General features: G+C 71.0%; 17 protein-coding genes and 1 pseudogene. 3 read left to right on the top strand and 15 right to left on the bottom strand.

The window, feature by feature from the left end:
• The 12 genes and pseudogenes from Asi02nite_RS19980 to Asi02nite_RS20035 form a co-directional block, all read right to left on the bottom strand.
• On the bottom strand, positions 1-828 hold the full coding sequence (locus Asi02nite_RS19980; RefSeq protein ID WP_203715056.1) for a carbohydrate ABC transporter permease: 828 nt from the start codon (positions 826-828) through the stop codon (positions 1-3).
• The gene (locus Asi02nite_RS19985; RefSeq protein ID WP_203715057.1) at positions 828-1,808 is read right to left on the bottom strand and encodes a carbohydrate ABC transporter permease; all 981 of its coding nucleotides are present in this window, start codon (positions 1,806-1,808) and stop codon (positions 828-830) included. Before Asi02nite_RS19985 ends, Asi02nite_RS19980 begins: the two co-directional genes overlap by 1 nt.
• Positions 1,809-1,812: 4 nt before the next feature.
• On the bottom strand, positions 1,813-3,078 hold the full coding sequence (locus Asi02nite_RS19990; protein ID WP_239126840.1) for an ABC transporter substrate-binding protein: 1,266 nt from the start codon (positions 3,076-3,078) through the stop codon (positions 1,813-1,815).
• 37 nt (positions 3,079-3,115) lie between these two features.
• Positions 3,116-3,841 (bottom strand): annotated as a pseudogene (locus tag Asi02nite_RS19995) (glycoside hydrolase family 95 protein); the annotation flags it as partial.
• 47 nt (positions 3,842-3,888) lie between these two features.
• The gene (locus Asi02nite_RS20000) at positions 3,889-5,226 is read right to left on the bottom strand and encodes a ricin-type beta-trefoil lectin domain protein (RefSeq protein ID WP_203715058.1); all 1,338 of its coding nucleotides are present in this window, start codon (positions 5,224-5,226) and stop codon (positions 3,889-3,891) included.
• 66 nt (positions 5,227-5,292) lie between these two features.
• Positions 5,293-6,813, bottom strand: a complete 1,521-nt coding sequence (locus Asi02nite_RS20005) for a non-reducing end alpha-L-arabinofuranosidase family hydrolase (protein WP_203715059.1) — start codon at positions 6,811-6,813, stop codon at positions 5,293-5,295.
• Positions 6,814-6,940: 127 nt separating this feature from the next.
• The gene (locus Asi02nite_RS20010) at positions 6,941-8,575 is read right to left on the bottom strand and encodes a glycoside hydrolase family 27 protein (RefSeq protein WP_203715060.1); all 1,635 of its coding nucleotides are present in this window, start codon (positions 8,573-8,575) and stop codon (positions 6,941-6,943) included.
• Between the two features lie 11 nt (positions 8,576-8,586).
• On the bottom strand, positions 8,587-10,035 hold the full coding sequence (locus Asi02nite_RS20015) for a glycoside hydrolase family 10 protein (protein WP_203715062.1): 1,449 nt from the start codon (positions 10,033-10,035) through the stop codon (positions 8,587-8,589).
• Between the two features lie 14 nt (positions 10,036-10,049).
• A complete protein-coding gene (locus tag Asi02nite_RS20020) occupies positions 10,050-12,086 on the bottom strand; it encodes a family 43 glycosylhydrolase (protein WP_203715063.1) in 2,037 nt (678 codons plus the stop codon).
• Between the two features lie 211 nt (positions 12,087-12,297).
• Positions 12,298-13,698, bottom strand: a complete 1,401-nt coding sequence (locus Asi02nite_RS20025; protein WP_203715064.1) for a sigma-70 family RNA polymerase sigma factor — start codon at positions 13,696-13,698, stop codon at positions 12,298-12,300.
• 14 nt (positions 13,699-13,712) lie between these two features.
• Positions 13,713-14,495, bottom strand: a complete 783-nt coding sequence (locus Asi02nite_RS20030) for an SAM-dependent methyltransferase (RefSeq protein ID WP_203715065.1) — start codon at positions 14,493-14,495, stop codon at positions 13,713-13,715.
• A gap of 169 nt (positions 14,496-14,664) precedes the next feature.
• On the bottom strand, positions 14,665-15,054 hold the full coding sequence (locus Asi02nite_RS20035; RefSeq protein ID WP_275410371.1) for an NAD(P)-binding domain-containing protein: 390 nt from the start codon (positions 15,052-15,054) through the stop codon (positions 14,665-14,667).
• Positions 15,055-15,297: 243 nt separating this feature from the next.
• On the opposite strand from Asi02nite_RS20035, the gene Asi02nite_RS20040 reads away from it, so the two are divergent.
• Both Asi02nite_RS20040 and Asi02nite_RS20045 read left to right on the top strand, forming a co-directional pair.
• The gene (locus tag Asi02nite_RS20040; RefSeq protein ID WP_239126841.1) at positions 15,298-16,311 is read left to right on the top strand and encodes a glycoside hydrolase family 11 protein; all 1,014 of its coding nucleotides are present in this window, start codon (positions 15,298-15,300) and stop codon (positions 16,309-16,311) included.
• A gap of 129 nt (positions 16,312-16,440) precedes the next feature.
• Positions 16,441-17,265: an alpha/beta fold hydrolase gene (locus Asi02nite_RS20045; protein WP_239126842.1), complete on the top strand. Its 825-nt coding sequence runs from the start codon at positions 16,441-16,443 to the stop codon at positions 17,263-17,265.
• A 41-nt stretch (positions 17,266-17,306) separates the two neighbouring features.
• Here Asi02nite_RS20045 and Asi02nite_RS20050 read toward each other — a convergent pair whose 3' ends face one another.
• Positions 17,307-18,095, bottom strand: a complete 789-nt coding sequence (locus Asi02nite_RS20050; protein ID WP_203715067.1) for an endonuclease/exonuclease/phosphatase family protein — start codon at positions 18,093-18,095, stop codon at positions 17,307-17,309.
• Positions 18,096-18,254: 159 nt separating this feature from the next.
• Between Asi02nite_RS20050 and pgm the strand changes: the two genes are divergently transcribed.
• Positions 18,255-19,907, top strand: a complete 1,653-nt coding sequence (gene pgm / locus Asi02nite_RS20055) for a phosphoglucomutase (alpha-D-glucose-1,6-bisphosphate-dependent) (protein ID WP_203715068.1) — start codon at positions 18,255-18,257, stop codon at positions 19,905-19,907.
• Here pgm and Asi02nite_RS20060 read toward each other — a convergent pair.
• Both Asi02nite_RS20060 and Asi02nite_RS20065 read right to left on the bottom strand, forming a co-directional pair.
• A complete protein-coding gene (locus Asi02nite_RS20060) occupies positions 19,904-20,332 on the bottom strand; it encodes a DUF1810 domain-containing protein (RefSeq protein ID WP_203715070.1) in 429 nt (142 codons plus the stop codon). The genes pgm and Asi02nite_RS20060 overlap by 4 nt on opposite strands.
• Before the next feature lie 30 nt (positions 20,333-20,362).
• Positions 20,363-20,665, bottom strand: a 303-nt coding sequence (locus Asi02nite_RS20065; protein ID WP_203715071.1) for a hypothetical protein, incomplete at its 5' end; no start/stop codon positions are given.

Consider the following 20,665-nt stretch of genomic DNA (forward strand, 5'->3'; position numbering starts at 1 on the left):
TCAGCCTTTCGTGGCGCCGGCGGTGACCCCGTCGGCGATCTGGCGCTGGAGGAACAGGTAGAGCAGCAGGACGGGGGCCGCGGCGATCAGCACGCCCGCCGCGAAGGTGGGGATGTCGGCGGAGTACTGGCCGCGCAGGGCGGTGACGCCGACCATGAGGGTGCGATGCTCGGCCGACGGCATCATCAGCAGCGCGATGAGCACGTCGTTCCAGCAGAAGAGGGCGTTGAGGATGCCGACCGAGAGCAGGGCGGGGGCGCCGATCGGCAGCATGATCCGCCGGTAGACGCCGTACAGGGTGTTGCCGTCGATCCGGGCCGCGTCGATGATCTCCGGTGCGACGGTGCGGTAGTAGCTGGTCATCAGGAAGACCGTGAACGGCAGGAACTGCGCCACGTAGGCGAGCACCAGGCCGGCGTACGTGTCGATGAGCCCGGTGTCGGCCATCACCCGGGCCAGCGGCACCATGATCACCTGGAACGGGACGAAGAGCGCCGCGAGGCAGCCCAGGAAGAGCACCGACGAGCCGCGGAACCTGATCTGGCTCAGCGCGAAGCCGGCCATCGAGCCGAGCAGGAGCAGCAGGACGACCGCGGCGGTGACCACGATGACGGAGTTGAGGAAGTAGCGCCCCATGCCGACGCTGCTCCACGCGCCGGTGACGTTGTCGAAGCGGACCGCGTCGGCGACCGAGAACCGGTCCAGCACGTACTCCCGCCGGGTCTTCATCGCGACGTTGCCGGTGAACAGCAAGGGATAGATCGTCGCCAGCGCGAGCAGCCCCATCGGCAGGGCCAGCAGCCAGCGGGTCAGGCGGGCATGCGACATCAGGACTCCTTCACGGCGCGGCGGAGCAGGCTGAGCTGCAACAGGCCGACGACGAGCATGATCATGAAGAGCACCGTCGAGGCGGCCGAGGCGAGCGCCGGGCGGTTGAACTGTCCCTGTTGGATCCAGATGTAGTACTCGGGAAGGTAGGTCGAACCCTCCGGCCCACCGCTGGTCATCACGTAGAGCAGGCCGAACATCGACGTCAGCATTCCGATCATGGTGGTGACGAAGACGAACTGGATCGTCCGCGACAGCCCTGGAACGATCACGTGCCAGATGACCTGCCCGAGTGACGCGCCGTCGACCCGGGCCGCGTCCAGCAGGGCACCGTCCAACGTGGCGAAGCCGGCCAGGAAGACGACCAGGGCCATCCCGAACGTCGCCCAGATGTGCACACCGACCACCGCGAACATGGCGATGCCCGGGTCGCCGAGCCAGTCGACGGGTCCGAGCCCCACCTTCGCGAGGAGGGCGTTGAGCGGCCCGTCGAACGCGAGCAGGAGGTTGAAGATCGCGCCGACGATGACCGGCGACAGCACGGCCGGGAAGAAGTAGACGCTGCGGAAGAACCGGTGGCCGGGCACCCGCAGGTAGATGAACGTCGCCAGCAGGCCCGGGATGGCGACGGCGATCGGCAACAGCAGGACCAGCAGGCCGACGTTGCGCAGTGCGGTCCGGAAGAGTGGGTCGCCGAACAGGTCCGCGTAGTTGTCGAAGCCGACCGGCGCGCCGTTCCGCTCGCCGTCGCCGGTGAACGAGAAGTTCACGCCCAGGCCCAGTGGCCACAGCCGGAGGGCGACGATGATCAGGATCGCGGGTGCGACGAGCACGTACGGCGCGAGTCGCTCGCCGCGCGGGCCCCGGCGGGCCCGGCGGCGTGGCGCCGCGGCGGCCGAGGGGGGCGGCGACTGGGCGGACCGGCCGCCGGCCCGCCCGGCCGAAGCCGGGCGGAGCGGCGGATGGGTGCGGTTGGACACGGGCTCAGGCCGGCTTGTCGGAGGCCGCGAGTTGCCTGACCGCCTCGTCGACCGTGACGGAACCACTGAGCAGCTGCTGGGACAGGCGGCCCATCAGTTCGATGGTCTGCGAGGAGAGTGCGACGTGCAGCGCCGGCTTGCCGGCCTCGAGGTCGGCGACGATCGTCGCGACCGCGGGCCCGGCCGTGGAAACGTCGATCGTGGTGTCGGAGGCGATGGCGCCGGCGTCGGCGTAGAAGGACGCGAGTGCGTCCGTGGCGGTCAGTGACCGGACGAGGTCGGCGGCGACCTTGGGGTCCTTCGTCCATCTGGCCACCGCGTACCCGATGCCGCCGTCGTAGGGAAGGTTCGGGGTGGCGCCCTCGGTCACGACGGGAGCGGTCATGACGCCGACGTTCGCCGGCTCGAGGAACTCGTTGAAGTCCTTCCAGTGCCCGATGTCGGACATCAGCCCGATCATGTGGGCCGCCTTGCCGGCCTGGAACGCCGCGAAGGCGTCGTTGAACATGGCCGTCGAGTTCGCGCCGTCCGTGTTGAGGCCGGCGTCGTTGACCTCTTTCCACAACTGGAAGAGCCGCTTGACGTCGGGTGCCTGCCAGTCGCGTTTGCCGGCGATCCAGTCGTCGTACTCCCGCGGGGTCAGGATCCCGGAGCCCAGGCCCGACATGAAGAACTGGATGCCGATGCCTTCCTTGTTGCCCTGCGCGAAGCACCTGGCGCCGGCCTTGACGATGGCGGCACAGTCCGCGAGCAGCTCCGTCCACGTCGCGGGCGGGCGCTCGGGGTCGAGTCCCGCCTTCTTGTAGAGCGCCTTGTTGTAGTAGATCGGGTGCCCCTGCAGGGTCACCGGTGCGGCGTAGGTCCTGCCGCCCTTGCCGAACGCGTCCCAGCCGGCCAGCCGCTGCCGGTCGGGTGCGACGAACTCGTCCAGCGCGACGAGCGAGTCCACCCGGTCACGGATCTGGCCGCCGCCGTTGAAGAGCATCACGTCGGGGCCCTTCCCGGACTGGATCGCCGCGCCCAACAGCGTGTAGTACTGGTCGAACGGCTGGGCGACGAACTCGACCTCGACGTTGGGGTGTTTCCTGGCGAAGTCGGCCTTGGCCTTCTGGACGTAGGAGGCGGCGGTCGCGTCGCCGGACTTCCAGTCCCAGACGACGAGCTTGCCGCCCGCCGCGCTCTTGTCCTCGTCCTTGGGTCCGGACGCGCTGCCGCACCCGGCCGTTGCCAGAACCGCTATCAGTGCCGGCCGAGCTGCTGACGCTGCCACCGGCGACGACGGCGCGGGCCAGAGCCAGGAACCGGACGCGTCCGCTGACCCCCTCCATGTCGCCCGAGACGCCGTCGATCGCCACCGTCGCGTTGTCCGGGCTGGACACCGTGGTGCGTTGCGGGCTGTCGAACCGCGCCGAGAACGTGATGGCGCCGGACCGGTCGGCGGTCAGCCGCACGACGATCACCTGGTCCGGCGCGCTCGCGATCACGTCACGCTGGTGGCGCACGCCGTCGCGGAGGTAGGACGTCGACGCCGTCGCGGTCGTCAGATCGAGCTGCCGGAGATGTTCGGAGACTCCGCCGCCACCGGGAAAGGTGAGCCGCAGGTCGCCGACCGTCTGGTACGCGAGCTGGCCCGCCGGCCGTCCGCGCATGGCCTGGTCGACGAGAGCCTGTGCCTGGCTCCATTGGTTGGCGAAGACCAGCCGCCGGATCTCGGCCAGCGCGGCGGCGCCCTGCGCGTTGCTGGAGTCGTAGGGCCCCCCGGCCCACACCGTGTCCTCGTTGAGCTGCAGGCGTTCGACGTCGACGTTGCCGAACACCATCGCACCGAGGCGTCCGTTGCCGATCGGCAACGCCCGCAGCCAGTCCGTGCCGGCGCCTTCGTCGTACCAGAGCGCGAGGTCGTTGGCGGCCCGGACCGCCGCGGGAGCGGCGGACGCGGCGCGCGGGTGTGCGAACCAGGGGGTCGGAAGCGCGGCCGCGCCGGCACCGGCCGCTCCGAGTCGTAGCAGGTGTCGCCGGGTCAGATCAGGCATTCGATCTCCAAGACGGGCCGGGGGGACATGGCCGTTTCCACTGGTGTCTACGCGCGGGCCCAGCGCTGGTTGGCACCGCCGTGGCAGCCCCAGACGATGACCGCGGAGCCGTTGGCGGTGGCGCCGCCGTTGACGTCCAGGCACAGCCCGGTCTGCGCGCTGCTGATGGTGCCGTTGCCGTTGAACACCCACTGCTGGTTCGCGCCGCCGTGGCAGTCCCAGATCTGCGTGCGGGTGCCGGCGGCCGCGTTGACCGGGGCGTCGAGGCATTTGCCCAGGACCCGCAGGGTCGCCCCGTTCCGGGTGAACTGCTGGTTGGCGTTGCCGTGGCAGTCCCAGACCTGGACCTGTGCCCCGTTGGCCGAGGAAGCCTGGCTGACGTCGAGGCAGCGCGCGGACGCCTCGTTCCGCAACCGGTTGCCGCTCGGGTCCGGTGGCGGAGTGGTCGGATCCGGCGGCGGAGTGGTGCCCCCGAACTGCGCGAAGAACCGCCACACCTCGGTCTTGGTCCACGTCCTGGCACCGTCTTCGCAGCCCGAGCAGCCGTCGACGGGACCTGGCCCGTGGCCGCCGTCGAAAGCGGCCCACTGCACGGGGTATCCGGCCCGGCACGAGTAGAGCGTGGTGATGTGCGACCCGCTGCCCGGACCCGGCTCGCGCGGGCTCTGGGCGGCGCAACCGTTGGCGCGCACGAACGTGTCACGCAGCGAACGTCCCGCGGAGATGTTCAGGACGTTGTCCGAGATCCCGTGGATCCCGAAGTAAGCGATCGGCTGGGTGCCGCCGGCGCATCCGCTCAGCTGCGCGCCCGCGTAGACGGCGACGGCCCGGAAGACGCCGGCGCGGGCGCACGCGAGCGCGTAGCTCATGCCGCCCCCGTAGCTGAAACCCATGGCGAACCGCTGTGCCGTGTCGACGCACAGGGCGTCTTCGATCCGCCTCGTCAGGTCGTCCACGAACGTGATGTCCTGGCCACCGGAGTTGGCCCAACCGTTGCCGATGCCCTGCGGCGCCACGAGGATCGCGGTGTTGTTCGACTGTTCCGACATGCCGTAGTAGGACCAGGAGCTCCCGCTGCTTCCGCCCGAGGCGACGTCGTTCATCGTGCCGCCGCGCCAGTGGAACGCGAAGATCAACCGGTACGGGTTGGCGCTGTTGTAGTTGGCCGGCACCCGCAGGACGAAGCTGCGACTCTGGCCGCCGCTCTGGATCGTGTGCGTCCCGCTGCTCAACGCCGGAGCCTTGCCGCAGCCGGCCGTCGCCGCCAGGGGAACGGCGTCCGCGGCGGCGAGCCGGCTGCCCGTGATGCTCGTAGCGGCCAGAACGATTGTCCCGGCAACCGCGAGCAGCGCGCGCCAACGATGCCGACTGATGCCCTGAGGCATGGTGTCCTCCGTTCTCTCTGGGTTGGCCAGCAGCGGGCGCCCGGGCGGTCCCGGGCGCCCGACCGCTCAGCGCTGCAGGGTCAGCAGGCCCGGCCGGTACGGCAGGAGGCCGTAGTCGCCGCCCGAGTTGGGGGAGCGGCCCTGGTAGAGCAGTTGCAGGTTGCAGGGGTCGACCGTCATGGTCTGGTCGGCGTTGCCGCGGATCAGCTCACCGTGGCTGATGTCGTTGGTCCAGGTGGCGCCGCTGTTGGCCTTGCCGGCGAACGGGTTGCTCTCCGTCGCGGCCTGCGGTGTCCACGAGCCGTTCAGGCTGGTGGCCGTGAACGAGCGGAAGTACCGGCCCTGCGCACCGATCGCCTCGACGAGCATGAGGTAGCGGGTCTGGCCCTGGAGCTTGTAGACCTGGACCGCCTCGAACAGGTTGTTCGTGGTGTCGGTCATGATCGTCGTGTACGACGAGCCGAAGTTGCCGGGGAAGTTCCCGATCGGCATGCTCGCGCGGTAGATCCTGCCGTTGTCCCCGGCGAAGAACAGGTACATATTGGTGCCGTCACCGATCAGGGCCTGGTCGATGGGGCCCGTGCCGGAGTTGGAGATGCTGCCGGTGAACAGGGTCTGTGCCGCCGACCAGCCGTTCGGGTTGGTGGGGTCGCTGGAGGTCCGGTAGGAGAACGCCGGCCCGCCCCACTGGTAGGCAAGCACCCAGATGTTCTTCGGCGCGAAGTAGAAGAGTGAGGGTGCGACGGTCGCGTTGGACATCGTGTTCTGCGCGGCGGAACCCATGTCGGACCAGTTCGAGAAGAGGCTGAAGTTCATCGAGCCCCACCGCGTCCCGGTGTCGTGGGTCGTCGCGTAGACGAGGTGCCGCCCGTTGTACGGCGCGTACGTGAAGTCCTTGAGCGACACCCAACCCGACTTCGGGGTCGCCAGCGGCCCGGTGGACGTCCAGCGGTACGTCGACGGGAGGTCGCACCCGCCCGGCGGCGGCGTCGTGGGGCCGCCCCCGCCGTCGACGCGGACGAGTTGCCACTGCTGGTTGGCGCCGTTCCAGTCGTCGTACTGCACGATGCTGCCGCCGTCGGCGGTCGAGGCGCCCTGGACCTCCACCACCCGGTTGCTGTTGCGGTTGACCAGGCGTACGTACCCGTCGCTCGAGTCGGCGAGCCGGAACTGCTGGTTGGCCGCGTTGTTGTCGCTCCACTGCACGATGGCGCCGCCGTTCGCGGTCGACCAGTTGTAGACGTCGAGCACCTTGCCGGAGAGCCGTGACTTCAGCCGGTAGTAGCCGCCGCCCGAGTCGACGAACTGCCACTGCTGCTGGTTGCCGTTGTTGCGGGCCCACTGGACGATCCGGGCGCCGTCGTTGGTGGCCAGGTTGTAGACGTCCAGGGCCTTGCCGCTGTTGCGGTTGACCAGCACGTACCAGGCGCTGGTGTCGACCGTCGCCGCGGCGGCGGGTGTCGCCACGACCGCCGCGGCACCCGCGCCGACCAGCACCGCCGCGACCCCGGCGGCGACGACCCGCGGCACCCACCAACGGCGTCGCGATACCGGCACGGCCGGTGGGCTACTGGCGAAGACTGACATGGTCCTCCTCCTTGTGTTGACGATGGCGATGCGGTCCGGCTGCCGGCTTCCGCGGGTGCCCTGCCCGCGGAAGCCGGCGATCACCAACCAGCCGGTCGGCGTCCTACTGGCTGGCGACGTCTGCCGGTCATGACGCGGACGCCCAACGCTGGTTCGCCGCGGCGGTGCAGGTCCAGAGCAGCACGAGGGTGCCGTTCGCGGTCAGGTTCCGGTCGACGTCCAGGCAGAGTCCCGACTGCTCACCGCGTACGGTGCCGTCGGAGCCGAAGCTCCAGCGCTGGTTGGCCCCGCCGTTGCAGTCCCAAATCTGTGCCTTCGCCCCGGCCGCCGCGTTCAACGGCGCGTCCAGGCACTTCCCGAGCGCGCGGACGGTCTGCCCGTCGCGCGTCCAGCGCTGGTTGGCCCCGCCGTTGCAGTCCCAGACGACCGGCTGTGTGCCGTTGGCGGCGTTGCCCTGCGGCACGTCGAGGCACCGTCCCGACGCCGCGCTCACCAGGGTGCCGGTGCTCGCCGGCGGCGCCGTGCCACCGCCGGACACCCGGTAGACCGCCGTCCCGTGGGCCGGCACGGTCGCGGTGACGGCGCCGGTGGTGCTCGTGGTCGCGCCGGTCCACGCGTCCCGCAGCGTGAACGACGACCCGGTCTTGCCGATCGCGGCCGCGCTGGTCGCGATCGTGGTTGTCGCGCCGCTCTGGTTGAACAGGGCGACCGCGACGTCGCCGTTCGCGAGGCGTTTCGCCAGCACGCGGCGGCTGCTGTCGCCGCTGACCTGGCGGGCCTGCAGGGCCAGCGGATCCTGGTTGATCGCGATCAGGTCCTGGTTCTTCAGGATCGCCTGGGTCGCCGACGTCATGGACCGCACGTCGTTGCCCGCGATCAGCGGCGCCGCCAGCATGGCCCAGAGCGCGAAGTGGCTGCGCATCTCGGTGTCCGACATCCCGCCACGGCCGACCTCGAGCATGTCGGGGTCGTTGAAGCCGCCCGGCCCGGCGTAGTCGGCCAGCGGGACGGTGACGTTGACGATGTTCTGGATGCCCATCGGGTATCCGTTGGCCTGCCCGGTGTCCCAGGCGTTGGTGATGTCCTCCGTGGTGCGCCACAGGTTGGCCACGTCACCCCAGTTGCGCTGGGGCCCGGTCTTCGCGTGGATGCTGTTGGGGTTGATGCTGTAGACGATCGGCCGGCCGGTGGCGGCCAGCGCGTCGCGCATCCTGGCGAACGTCGCCACCTGGTCCTGGATCGTCCCGTTGGGGGAGCACCAGTCGTACTTCAGGTAGTCCACGCCCCAGGCGGCGAACTGCCGGGCGTCCTGCGCCTCGTGGCCCTGGCTGCCGGTCGCTCCGGGATAGACGCCGAAGTACTGCGCGCAGGTCCGGTCGACCGGCACCTGGTAGAGCCCGAACTTCAGCCCCCGGGCGTGCAGGTAGTCACCGAGCGCCCGCATCCCGCTCGGGAAGCGGGTCGGGTCGCCCTGCAGGTTGCCGGCCGAGTCGCGGTTGGGGTTGAACCAGCAGTCGTCCACGACGACGTACTGGTAGCCGAGGTCGCGCATCCCGCTCGCGACGATCGCGTCGGCCATCTGCCGGATCAGCGTCTCGTTGATGTTGCAGCCGAAGCTGTTCCAACTGTTCCAGCCCATGGGTGGCACGCGGGCCACGCCGTTGGCCAGTGCCGTGGCGGTCGGCGCGCGCAGCGCCACGGCGGCGCCTCCGACGAGCAGGAGGGCGAGCACCAGGGCCGCGAGCCGGCGGAGTCGTGTCATCGCGTTCCCCTTCATCCGACGCGGACGAGCTGCCACTGCTGGTTGGCGCCGCCCCAGTCGGCGTACTGCACGACGTTGCCGCCGTCGGCCGTCGACGCGCCCTGCACCTCGACCGCCTTGCCGCTGTGCCGGCTGATCAGCCGCACGTAGCCGCTCGCGTCGGCGACCCGGAACTGCTGGTTGGTGCCGCTGCCGTCGGCCCACTGCACGATCGCGGCGCCGTCGGCGGTCGAGAAGTTGTAGACGTCGAGGACCTTGCCGGAATGTCGCGACCGCACCCGGTAGTAGCCGCCGCCCGAGTCGACGAACTGCCATTGCTGCCAGGCGCCGTCGTTGCGGGTCCACTGGTTGATCCGGGCACCGTCGGTCGTCGCCCGCCCGTACACGTCGAGCGCCTTGCCGCTGTTGCGGTTGACCAGCACGTACCACGCGCTCGGGTCGACCGGGCCGGACGGGTTGCCGCCGCCGCCGGCGTTGAGGGCGGTGAGCACGGCCTCGTACGCGGCCTTCTTGTTGCCGTTGCCGTCGAAGAGCAGCGGGTTCTGCCCGGTGCGCCAGGAGTCGGTGTCGCGGATGCCCCAGACGGTGATCCCGGTGCAGCGGGTGACCGCGAGGCAGGCCCGGGTGACGGTGCCGTAGACGCTCGCCTGGTTGGACCCGGCGATGTCGAGCTCGGTGATCTGCACGTCGACCCCGAGGTCGGCGAAGCGCTGCAGGTTGGCCTGGTAGTCGCCGGGCACCGAGTTGGTCAGGTGCGACTGGAACCCGACGCAGTCGATGGGGACGCCGCGGGCCTTGAAGTCGCGGACCATGGTGTAGATGCCGGTCGACTTCGCGTTGACGCCGTCGGTGTTGTAGTCGTTGTAGCAGAGTTTGGCGGCGGGGTCGGCGGCGCGGGCGAGCCGGAAGGCGACCTCGATCCAGTCGTTGCCGGTGCGCTGCAGGTTGGAGTCACGCCGGCCGCCGCCGCTTCCGTCGGCGAACGCCTCGTTCACCACGTCCCACGAGTGGATCTTCCCGCGGTAGTAGGTGGCGACCTGGGTGACGTGGTTGTTCATCGCGTTGCGCAGGGCCGTGCCGGACATGTTCTGCGCCCACCCGGGCTGCTGGGCGTGCCAGAGCAGGGTGTGGCCGCGTACCGACTTGCCCTGGGAGCGCGCGTGGTTGACGATCCGGTCCGCGCTGCCGTAGCTGAAGCTGCCCTGCTGCGGCTCGGTGTAGGACCACTTCATCTCGTTCTCGGGCGTAACGCTGTTGAACTCGCGGTCGAGGATCGTGGTGTACGCGCCGTCGCCCAGCTTGCCGGCCGAGACCGCGGCCCCGAAGTAGCGGCCCTTCTCGGCGGCCGAGGCGCCGAGCGTGCTGGCGGCCTGCGCGGTGCCGGCGAGGCCGACGGTCAGGGCCGCCGCCAGCCCGGTGGCCGCGACCGACCACCACGTACGTCTCGATCTGCTCGTCATGTCGATGCCTCCGATCAGGGGGTGGTGAGGTCGAAGCGGCGGACCGTGACCGCGCCGCCGAGCGCCTGGGTCGCGTAGTTGAACATCGCGAACCGGTAGCCCATGAAGAACTGCCAGGTGTTGTTGAGGGTGAAGGCGGGTCCGAGGCTCGTGAAGGTGGATCCGTCGGTGCTGTACGAGAACCGGGCCTGGCGGCCGGAGCCGGGGCGGACGTCGGCGTTCACCCGCAACCAGATCCGGCCTCCGGAGACCGGCGCGCTCGCCTGCTCGGTGCCGGTGCCGGTGGTGTTCCAGCCGCTGTTCATGGTCAGGCCATTGGTCATCGACACGCGGGTGGTGCCGTTGTCGCGCCGCACGCCGATCCACGCCGAGGAGTCGCGCAGCATCGCGAGGCCGGCCCGGTCGCCGTTGGTCATCGTCGCGTAGTCGAGCTCGATCGTCGCGGTCGACGACGGACCCTGGATCCGGTGCGTGAGCGTGTTGCGGGCCGCGTACAGGTCGTTGGTGACCGTCGCCGTCCCCAACCGCAGCCCGCTGCCGGCCGACCACCTGCTGTTGTCGGGGTTGTGGTTCCACTCCCACCGGTGGCCGAGCGTCGGGGAGCCGAAGGTGTCGGGGCCGATCATCGAGGCCACGGTCCGACCCGACGCGGGGATGGTCGGCTTCGGGTACGAGGTGCCCCAGGCGCCGTTGACGGTTCGCACGCTCGGCCAGCCGTCGGCGCTCCACGAGATCGGGGCCAGGGCGGGCATGCGACCGCCGGGGTACGCGTCGACGAAGGCCATGTAGTACCAGTCGCCGTTCTGCGTCTGCACGAGCCCGCCCTGGTGCGGCACTCCGCCGCCGGCGATCGGGCCGGGCATGTCCAGCAGCACCTGGCGCATCTCGTACGGGCCGAACGGGCTCGACGACTTGAGGACGTACTGGCCGTTGGCCGGGCGGGTGAGCCAGATGTAGTAGCTGCCGTTCCGCTTGTAGAACCGGGCGCCCTCCAGCGTGCCCACGCTCGACGGCGTCTGGAACACCTGCTGGCTGCGGACCTGGCTGAACCCGTCGCCGGAAAGCTGGGCGACGCTGATGGTCGAGTTGCCGTATGCGACGTACATCGTGTCGTTGTCGTCGACCAGCAGCCCGGCGTCGTAGTAGCAGTTGTTGATCTGCGCCCGCTTCTGCCACGCGCCGTCGACGGCCGCGGCCGTGTAGACGTAGGTGCGGTTGAACTCCACGCAGCCGAGCCAGTAGTAGGTGCCGTTGGAGCGCCGGTAGTTGAGCGTCGAGGCCCAGATCCCCTTCACGTACGCCCGCCCGCCGGTCAGGTCGTACGCGCCGGAGCCGAAGTCGAGGCTGGGCACGGAATGCCCGGCGTACTCCCAGTTGACGAGGTCGTAGGAGCGCAGGATCGGCGCGCCCGGCGAGTAGTGCATGGTGGACGCCGAGTAGTAGTACGCGTCGCCGACCCGGATGATGTCGCCGTCGGCGAAGTCCTGCCAGACGACGGGATTGGCGTAGGTGCCGCCCCCGCCGCTGCCCGAGCCGACCTGGACGAGTTGCCACTGCTGGTTGGCGCCGCCCCAGTCGGTGTACTGCACGACGTTGGCACCGTCGGCCGTCGACGCGTTCTGCACCTCGACGGCCTTGCCGCTGTTCCGGCCGATCAGCCGGACGTGGCCGCCGGTGGAGTCCGCGAGGCGGAACTGCTGGTTGGTGCCGTTGCCGTCGGCCCACTGCACGATCGCCGCGCCGTCGGCCGTCGAGCGGTTGTAGACGTCGAGGACCTTGCCGGAGTGGCGCGACTTCAGCCGGTACCAGCCGCCGCCCGAGTCGACGAACTGCCACTGCTGCTGTGCGCCGTCGTTGCGGGCCCACTGCGTGATCCGCGCGCCGTCGTTGGTCGCCAGGTTGTAGACGTCGAGCGCCTTGCCGCTGTTGCGGTTCACCAGCACGTACCACGCGTTGGTGTCGACCGTCGCGGCGCTCGCGTCGGTGACACCGACAGCGGCGAGCAGGACGGTCGTGGCGACCACTGCCAGTGCGCGAAGCGAGACATTCATGTTAGCGCTCACATTCGGTGTCGTACGGCGTCAGAGCAGGGTGGAAACGAAGGGGAGTAACCGCTCACATCGAGTGCGACCGATGTTGCCAGATGGTTTCGGAAAGTTTCAAGAGGTGTACCGGAAGCCGGGCGGGGACCATCTGGAATGGATGTCGTAACAGAAAACCGGCGCGATTGTTTCTGTTACGAACGGTGTCCCGCCGTGGTCGCTATCCGGCCAACGGCGCGCGGACGACGAAAGCGGTGTCCGCCTGGAAACCCGCACTTCCGTCGGCGCGGTCCACCCACAGTTCGCCGTCGCGGTGGCGCAGGAACCATCCGGGATAGTTCGACGACTCCAGCGACACGGAGCCGGGCAGGGAGCCGGCGCGGGCGCAGAAGGTGGCGTCGCCGCGAAAAAGCGGGGACCGCTCTTCCGGAGCCGACCGCAGCCGCCACGAGGAATGCCGCAGGTACCAGCCGGCGGCCGTGCGCAACGTGAAGCACCGCGCGTCGGCGATGCCGGAGGTCACCTCGAACGTCGCCTGCCGGCGCAGCGCCGTCGGGCCGGCGGCGTCGACCCGGACCAGCACGCCGAGGTTCCGGGCGGTCGCGGCGTAGCGTCCGGGGCTGTCGGCCGCCTCGAGCGAGATCGGCCCGAGCGGGAGGGCCGCCGCGGCCGCCGTCGCCGGTGGCGGCGCGGGCGCGGGCGGGGGCGGGGCGGCCGGCGACCACGGCACCGTGGCGGCGACGACGGCGACCAGCAGCCCGCCGGCCGCGGTCAGGGCCAGCGGATGGTGCGCGAGCGCCGCCATGGCCTTGGCGAGCAGCGACGACTTCACCACACCGCCCGGGACGCCTCCGTCGCTCAGCACCGCGGCCGCGAGGCCGGCCGGCACCGGCAGCAGGGCGTGGTCGAGCAGCCGCTCGGTCGGCACGAGGCCGGCCGACGCCCGCGCGCAGGCCGCGCAGGTGCGGACGTGCCGGGCCAGCCGCTTGCGCCACAGCGGGCTCGGCGTCCCGTCCCAGCCCGCGGACAGTCGCGGACACGGCGGGACCGCGTCGAGGGCGGCGACCACCGATCGGCTCAGCTCGAGCTGGTCCCGCATGCGCTGCAGGCGCACCCGCACGTGGGCACCGCGTACGCCGGTCGCCTCCGCGAGCTCCTCCCGGGTGAGCTGCCCGATCTGCTCCAGCCACCACAGCGACAGCAGCATGCGGTCGGCCGGGTCGAGCCAGCGCCCGGCCCGCGCGACCTGGCGGCGCTGCTCGGAGAGCGCCGCGTGCAACAGCGTCGGGTCCTCGCGCGGGACGTCGAGCGCCTCGTCCAGGGGTGCGACCCGCGCGCCGTACGTGCGCCGCCGGTGCAGGTGCGTGCCGACCTGGCGCACCGCGATCGCCATCAGCCACGCCCGGAACTGACCCGGGTCGCGCAGCATCGGCAGGTCCCGGACGGCCCGCAGCATCGTGTCCTGCACGACGTCGTCGAGGTCGGGGTCACCGTGCAACGCGCGGGCGACGACCGTGTAGACCAACGGCAGCGCCCGCGCGGCGAGCTCCTCGCGCGCCTGTCGATCACCACCGCGCGCCGCGACGACCACACCGGTCAGGTCCGTGTCGACTGCCGGCATTCGCACCGGATCCCTTACGGCTTGCGGGCGACGGCGCCGAACACGTCGACCTCGGGCGGCAGGTCGCCCCGCTCCGGCCGCCAGCGGGAGCAGGACACCACGCCGGGTTCCAGCAGCTCGAGGCCGTCGAAGAAGCTCGCGAGCTGGTCGGGCGTGCGCAGGTAGATCGGCGCCCCGCCGGCGTCGTTCCACCGCCGGACGGCCTCGTCCATCCGCGGGCCGGAGATCGCGTTGGTGGGATGCTGCAGCGTCACGTAACTGCCGGACGGCACGGCGTCGAGCAGGCGCTTCAGGACCGCGCGTACGTCCTCGTCGTCCTGCGTGTAGTGCAGCACGCCCAGCAGCATCAGCGCGACGGGTCGGGTGAAGTCGAGCGTCGCGCCGGCCCGCTCCAGGATCGGGTCGGGGTCGCGCAGGTCGCCGTCGAGATAATCGGTCACGCCCTCGGGCGAACTCGTCAACAGCGCCCGCGCGTGCACGAGCACGAGCGGGTCGTTGTCGACGTAGACGACGCGCGTCTCGGGAGCGATCCGCTGCGCGACCTCGTGCGTGTTGTCGGCGGTCGGCAGCCCGGTGCCGATGTCGAGGAACTGCCGGATCCCCGCGTCGGCGACGAGATGCCGCACGACCCGGCCGAGGAACACGCGATCGTGACGGGCACAGTCGACGATCTCGGGCAGGACCTCACGGATCTGATCGCCCACCGTACGGTCGACCTCGAAGTTGTCCTTGCCACCGAGCCAGTAGTTCCAGATCCGAGCCGAGTGCGAAACCGAGGTGTCGATGCCATCGACCACGGCGCTCTCCTCACGTCAGTCGACTGTCGCGGTCAGACCTTCGCCGCCGCGGCCCTCCGCGACGAGGGTATCGATTCGCGTCCCTACCGTGGGGAGCCCGCCGTCGCCGAGGCGTTGACCGGTGCGCATGTCGACGAGCTGGCGGATGACCGCGCGGTGTGCGGTCAGATCAGCCGGACCCGGCGGGTACGTGGCCTGCCGCAGTCCACACCGCGGCCGCCTCCGGCCGTTCTCCGACGAGCCGCGGCGGGCCCAGGAGTTCCAGCGTCGCGCGATGGCGGGCGAACGCCTCCCGCGCACCGCCGTACAGGATGGGGGCCGTGCCGGTCTCCACCATCTCGGGCGAGGCCTGCAACCCCGCGTCGAGGTACCGCGCGCCGAGTTCCTCGACGCGCCGCGCGGTCAGCTTCGCCTCGTCCGCCGTGCCGGTGAACATGCCGACGATCGTCCGGCCGGACAGGTCCGGGTCGAGGCCGGCGAGACACTCCCGCACCGCCGCGTGGTCGGTAACCTCAAGGTCGCTTGAGGTCAAGGCTCGGTGGGGCAACCGGGAGGGCACCGGAACAGTCCGGGTCGGACGGTCGCTTCTCCGGTGGCTCGGTCGGGGCGATCACCGCGGCGAAGTGCCGGTCGTGCGGGTCGATGCCCAGCCTGACCCCCACGCCGGAGTAGCCGCTGCGTAACCGCCAGATTTCCGGAACGTTTCCGAAACTCATTGACGCCGCGACCCGCCCACTCCTACCGTCCCCATTGACGGGGCTCAATGACCGTCGATGGGACGCACCGAGGAGGAAGCAGAGACATGACCGACACGTCCACCAGACCGCGCAGGCGCGGCCGCATGCGGCTGCTCCTCGGCGCCGCGTGTGCCGCGGCGCTCACCGTCGGCGGGTTGGGGATCGCGCCCCACGCGTACGCCGAAGCCGACCGGACCGTCAGCTCGAACTCGACCGGCACGCACAACGGGTTCTACTTCTCGTTCTGGAAAGACAGCGGCAACGCGAGCATGACCCTGCGCGCGGACGGGCGGTACTCCAGCAACTGGGGCAGCGGCACCAACAACTGGGTCGGCGGCAAGGGCTGGGCCACCGGCAACCGGCGGACGATCAGCTACTCCGGCAGCTACAACCCGAACGGCAACAGCTATCTCGCCCTGTACGGCTGGACGCGTAACCCGCTCATCGAGTACTACGTCGTCGAGAACTTCGGCACCTACAACCCGAGCAGCGGCGCCACCCGGATGGGCTCCGTCACCACCGACGGCAGCACCTACGACATCTACCGCAGCCAGCGGGTCAACCAGCCCTCGATCGACGGCACCGCCACGTTCTACCAGTTCTGGAGCGTCCGCCAGCAGAAGCGCACCGGCGGCACGATCACGACCGCCAACCACTTCGACGCCTGGGCGCGCTCCGGCCTGAACCTCGGCACGAACCACAGCTACCAGATCATGGCGACCGAGGGCTACCAGAGCAGCGGCAGCTCCGACATCACCGTCCGCGAAGGCGGCGGCGGCAGCAACCCCGGGACCCCGACCAACCCGCCCGGCGGCGGCAACTGCACCGCGACGCTCTCCGCCGGCCAGCAGTGGGGCGACCGGTTCAACCTGAACGTCGCCGTCAGCGGCACCAGCAGCTGGGTCGTCACGCTCAACCTCAACGGCGGCCAGAGCCTGCAGAACAGCTGGAACGCCTCGGTCAGCGGCACGAGCGGCGCCATCACGGCGAGACCGAACGGCAACGGCAACAACTTCGGAATCACGGTCATGGCCAACGGCAACTGGACGTGGCCGACAGTGACCTGCCGGACCGGCTGACCCCCGACAGCGCACCCCAGTGGCGCGGCGGCGCGACCCGCCGCGCCACGGCTGCGTCCACCTCCACAGCGGACAGTAATCGCGCGATTACTCTGACGGCGAACCAGTTACCTTCGCTTGGAGGCTCATGTGGAACAGATCCATGCCGGCACACCGTGGTGGCGGCGCCTGCTCCTGATCGTCGTGGCGACCGTGGCGTCGCTGGCGATGGTGCAGGCCGGCGCCGCCGCGTACCCGAAGCCGAAGCCGACCATCGTCCTCGTGCACGGCGCGTGGGCCGACGGGTCGTCCTGGAACGGGGTCACGTCCCGGCTGCAGGATCTCGGCTACGACGTCCGCGTTCCCCCGAACACCCTGCGCAGTGTCGACACCGACTCCGAGACCGTCGCGGACTTCCTGGAGACGCTGCGCGGCCCGATCATCCTGGCCGGACACTCGTACGGCGGCACCGTCATCACCAACGCCGCCACCGGCAACCGCAACGTCAAGGCGCTCGTCTTCGTGGACGCGTTCGCACCCGCGCAGGGCGAGAACGTCTTCGAGCTCTCCGGGCCCAACTCCGCGCTGTCGGGCGACCCGACCACGCTGTTCGACTTCGTCCCGTATCCACAGTCGCCGCCCGGTGACGTCGACCTCTACCTCAAGCAGAACGTCTTCCTCCGGGACTTCGCCAGCGGCGTGCCCACCCGGATGGCGAAGCTGCTCTACGCGGCCCAGCGGCCGCTGGCCCTGAGCGCCGCCCAGGACGGGTCGGGCGTGCCGGCCTGGCAGACCATCCGGTCCTGGTACGTGCTCGGGACCCAGGACAAGATCATCCCGCCGGACCGGCAGCGGTTCATGGCGGAGCGGGCCAACTCGCGGATCACCGAGGTGCGGTCGGGCCACCTGTCGCTGGTCACCCACCCGGGCGTCGTCACCGGCGTCATCCTCCAGGCCGTCCGCGCCACCAGCTAGCCGGCCGCCCGACGTCGATCGGGGTCGGGTCCGCGCGGACCCTAGTCGCTGAGGTCGGTGACCACCGCGGCGTGGTCCGACGGCCAGACCCCGTCGACCGCGGTGGTGGCCGCGCGGTGGGCGCCCAGCACCCGGCCCGCGCGGTGGCTGCTCTGGCGGACGTGGATGTAGTCGATCCGGGCGCTCGGCGCCACCCAGGCCGCCGCGTGCGGGTTGGCGCGGTCCCAGGTGAAGCCCGGGTCGCCCGGGTCGGCGAACCACCACACGTCCAGGAGGCGCTGGTCCGGCACGTACCCGACGGTCAGCTCACCCACGAAGCGCCGCAGCTCGTCGGACTCCGGCATCGCGTTGAAGTCGCCCGCCACGACCGCCGGGTGGCCGTCGCGGGGGAGCGTCGCCACGTGCCGGGCCAGCCAGTCGAGCTGTGCCGACCGGCCCGCCGAGCCCGACAGCACGCTCAGGTGCGTCGTCACGAACGGGATCGTCCCGTGTGGAGCGTCGATCAGGCAGCTCAGCGCCGCGCGGCTCGGGTCGCCGGGCAGGTCGTATGCCTTCTCCGCGCGGATCGGCCAGCGGCTGAGCACGGCGACCCCGTTGCGCAGCAGGGGACCGCCGTCGACCCGGACGCGCCACGTCTCCTGGTCGCTGCCCGCGCCGAACACCCAGTGCAGGCCGAGCTCGTCGGCCAGCCAACCCGCGAGGTTGCGGTCGCCGTCGGCCCACACCTCCTGCAGGGCCAGCACGTCGGGCCGCTGCTCGCGCAGCACGTGGCGGATCGCCGGCCGGCGCCGCTCCGGCTCGCCGAACCGCCACCACAGGTTCCACGTCATCACCCGCACCCGATCACCGTCGCACACCGGCGCCCGCCAGTGCCGGCTCCACCCCGGAACGGGCCTCGTCGACCAGGGCGGGGTCGGGGGCCACGCCGACCTCCCGCGGGAGCGCATCGACGGGCGGGTCGGCCAGTAGATCTTCGGGGCGGCGTTACGATGCGGGACGTGCCGAACAACCCACGCGCCGGGCAGCCGGCCGAGCCCGGTGACCTGATCGACGTCGACGCCGTCCTGGGCGCCTACCACGACCTGCACCCGGACCCGGCGGTCCCGGCCGAGCGGGTCGCCTTCGGCACCTCCGGCCACCGCGGCTCGAGCCTGCGCAAGGCGTTCAACGACGACCACATCGCGGCGACGAGCCAGGCGATCGTGGAATACCGCGCCGCGCAGGGCACGACCGGCCCGCTCTTCCTCGGCCGCGACACGCACGCGCTCTCCGAGCCGGCGACGATCACCGCGCTGGAGGTCTTCGCGGCCAACGGCGTGACCGTGCTGATCGACAGCCGCGACGGGTTCACCCCGACGCCGGCCGTCTCGCACGCGATCCTGACCTACAACAAGCGCGGTCCCGCGGCGCGCGCCGACGGCGTCGTCGTGACGCCCTCGCACAACCCGCCGGACGACGGTGGCTTCAAATACAACCCGCCGAACGGTGGGCCGGCCGACACCGACGCGACCGGCTGGATCCAGGACCGCGCCAACGAACTGCTCCGCGACAAGCTTTCCGGTGTACGGCGGATGCCGTACGGCCGGGCCCGGGCGGCGGAGACGACGCAGGAGTTCGACTTCACCGCGTCCTATGTGGACGACCTGCCGGCGGTCGTCGACCTGGCCGCGATCCGCGACGCCGGCGTGCGGATCGGCGCCGACCCGCTCGGCGGTGCGAGCGTCGCCTACTGGGCCGAGATCGCCGAGAGGCACGGGCTCGACCTGACCGTGGTCAACCCGGCCGTCGACCCGCGCTTCGCGTTCATGACGCTGGACTGGGACGGCAAGATCCGGATGGACTGCTCCTCCCCGTACGCCATGGCCTCCCTGATCGCGAAGCGCGACCTCTACCAGGTCGCCACCGGCAACGACGCCGACGCCGACCGCCACGGCATCGTCACGCCGGACGCGGGCCTGATGAACCCCAACCACTACCTGGCCGTCGCGATCGACTACCTGTTCCGCAACCGGGAGGGCTGGCCCGCCGACGCCGCGGTCGGCAAGACGCTGGTCTCGTCGTCGCTGATCGACCGGGTCGCCGCGGACCTGGGGCGCCGGCTGCTGGAGGTGCCGGTCGGCTTCAAGTGGTTCGTGCCGGGCCTGCTCGACGGCTCGGTCGGCTTCGGCGGCGAGGAGAGCGCGGGCGCGTCGTTCCTGCGCCGCGACGGTGGGGTGTGGACGACCGACAAGGACGGCATCATCCTCTGCCTGCTGGCCTCGGAGATCATCGCCAAGACGGGGCGCACGCCGTCGGAGCACCACGCCGACCTGGTGGCCCGGTTCGGCGACCCGGCGTACGCGCGCGTCGACGCGCCGGCGACCCGCGAGCAGAAGGCGGTGCTGGGCAAGCTCTCGCCGTCGCAGGTCACCGCCACGTCGCTGGCCGGCGAGCCGATCACCGAGATCCTGACGTCGGCTCCCGGCAACGGCGCGGCGATCGGCGGCCTGAAGGTCGCGACGGAGAACGGCTGGTTCGCCGCCCGCCCGTCCGGCACCGAGGACGTCTACAAGATCTACGCGGAGTCGTTCAAGGGCCAGGAGCACCTGGCCCAGATCCAGGAGGAGGCCCGCGGCGTCGTCGGTGCCGCGCTCGGCGCCTAACGCAACCTTGAAAGGGTGGCGTCGTCCTCCCGGCCGGCGTAGAAGCGGTCGAGGACGGTGCGGAACACCGGCTCGCCGGGCGCGGCGTGGGCGAAGAGCGTCATCGACGAGCGCAGCTTCAGCGCGTCGACCGGGCCGAGGATCCGGTCGGCGTCGTCGGCCGCGCCGTCGGCCAGCGCGGCCGCGCACTCCCGCAGGCGCGGCCCGAGCACCGGGTGAGCCAGGTAGGCACGGGCCTCGTCGAGACCGGAGATCGCGTACGCCTGCGCCATCGAACTGCGCCCCAGCCCGGCGACCTGCGGAAACACGAACCACATCCAGTGGCTGCGCTTGTTGCCGTCCCGCAGCTCGGCGAGCGCGTGCGGGTAGACCCCTTCCTGGGCCTCGACGAAACGATTGAGCCGGTACGGGTCGTCGTCAGTCACGGCCCCAGCCTAGGCCGCCGCTCCTCCCGCTCAGAGCAGGCTGCTCAACGCGACCTCGTACTCCGAGCGATCCTGCGGTGGTGTCCTGGCCGCGGCGTAGCTCAGCACCACGACGCCCGTGCGGTGGACGTCGGGCGCGGAGCCGGCCTCGAACTCCTGGGCGCTCGCCTCGTCGGGGAACACGTAGACCGAGACCGCGTCGGTGGTGACGAGCTCGGCGCAGCGGGCCGCGCCGGAGGCGCAGTTCTCGGAGTTGTCGCGGGGTGCCGGCACCGGCAGGCCGGCGGCGGCGAACGCGTCGACGACGTCCTGCGCGCTGGGCGCCCCGTCGGC

Origin of the sequence: Asanoa siamensis (assembly GCF_016862555.1) — a bacterium.
Classification (GTDB): Bacteria; Actinomycetota; Actinomycetes; order Mycobacteriales; family Micromonosporaceae; genus Asanoa; species Asanoa siamensis.

Coding starts and splice junctions, on each gene's coding strand:
- Asi02nite_RS19980 (WP_203715056.1), bottom strand. CDS start 828: ATGTCGCATGCCCGCCTGACCCGCTGGCTGCTGGCCCTGCCGATGGGG.
- Asi02nite_RS20015 (WP_203715062.1), bottom strand. CDS start 10,035: ATGACGAGCAGATCGAGACGTACGTGGTGGTCGGTCGCGGCCACCGGG.
- Asi02nite_RS20050 (WP_203715067.1), bottom strand. CDS start 18,095: ATGACGTGGAACCTGTGGTGGCGGTTCGGCGAGCCGGAGCGGCGCCGG.
- pgm (WP_203715068.1), top strand. CDS start 18,255: ATGCGGGACGTGCCGAACAACCCACGCGCCGGGCAGCCGGCCGAGCCC.
- Asi02nite_RS20040 (WP_239126841.1), top strand. CDS start 15,298: ATGACCGACACGTCCACCAGACCGCGCAGGCGCGGCCGCATGCGGCTG.
- Asi02nite_RS20025 (WP_203715064.1), bottom strand. CDS start 13,698: ATGCCGGCAGTCGACACGGACCTGACCGGTGTGGTCGTCGCGGCGCGC.
- Asi02nite_RS20005 (WP_203715059.1), bottom strand. CDS start 6,813: ATGTCAGTCTTCGCCAGTAGCCCACCGGCCGTGCCGGTATCGCGACGC.
- Asi02nite_RS20000 (WP_203715058.1), bottom strand. CDS start 5,226: ATGCCTCAGGGCATCAGTCGGCATCGTTGGCGCGCGCTGCTCGCGGTT.
- Asi02nite_RS20020 (WP_203715063.1), bottom strand. CDS start 12,086: ATGAATGTCTCGCTTCGCGCACTGGCAGTGGTCGCCACGACCGTCCTG.
- Asi02nite_RS20010 (WP_203715060.1), bottom strand. CDS start 8,575: ATGACACGACTCCGCCGGCTCGCGGCCCTGGTGCTCGCCCTCCTGCTC.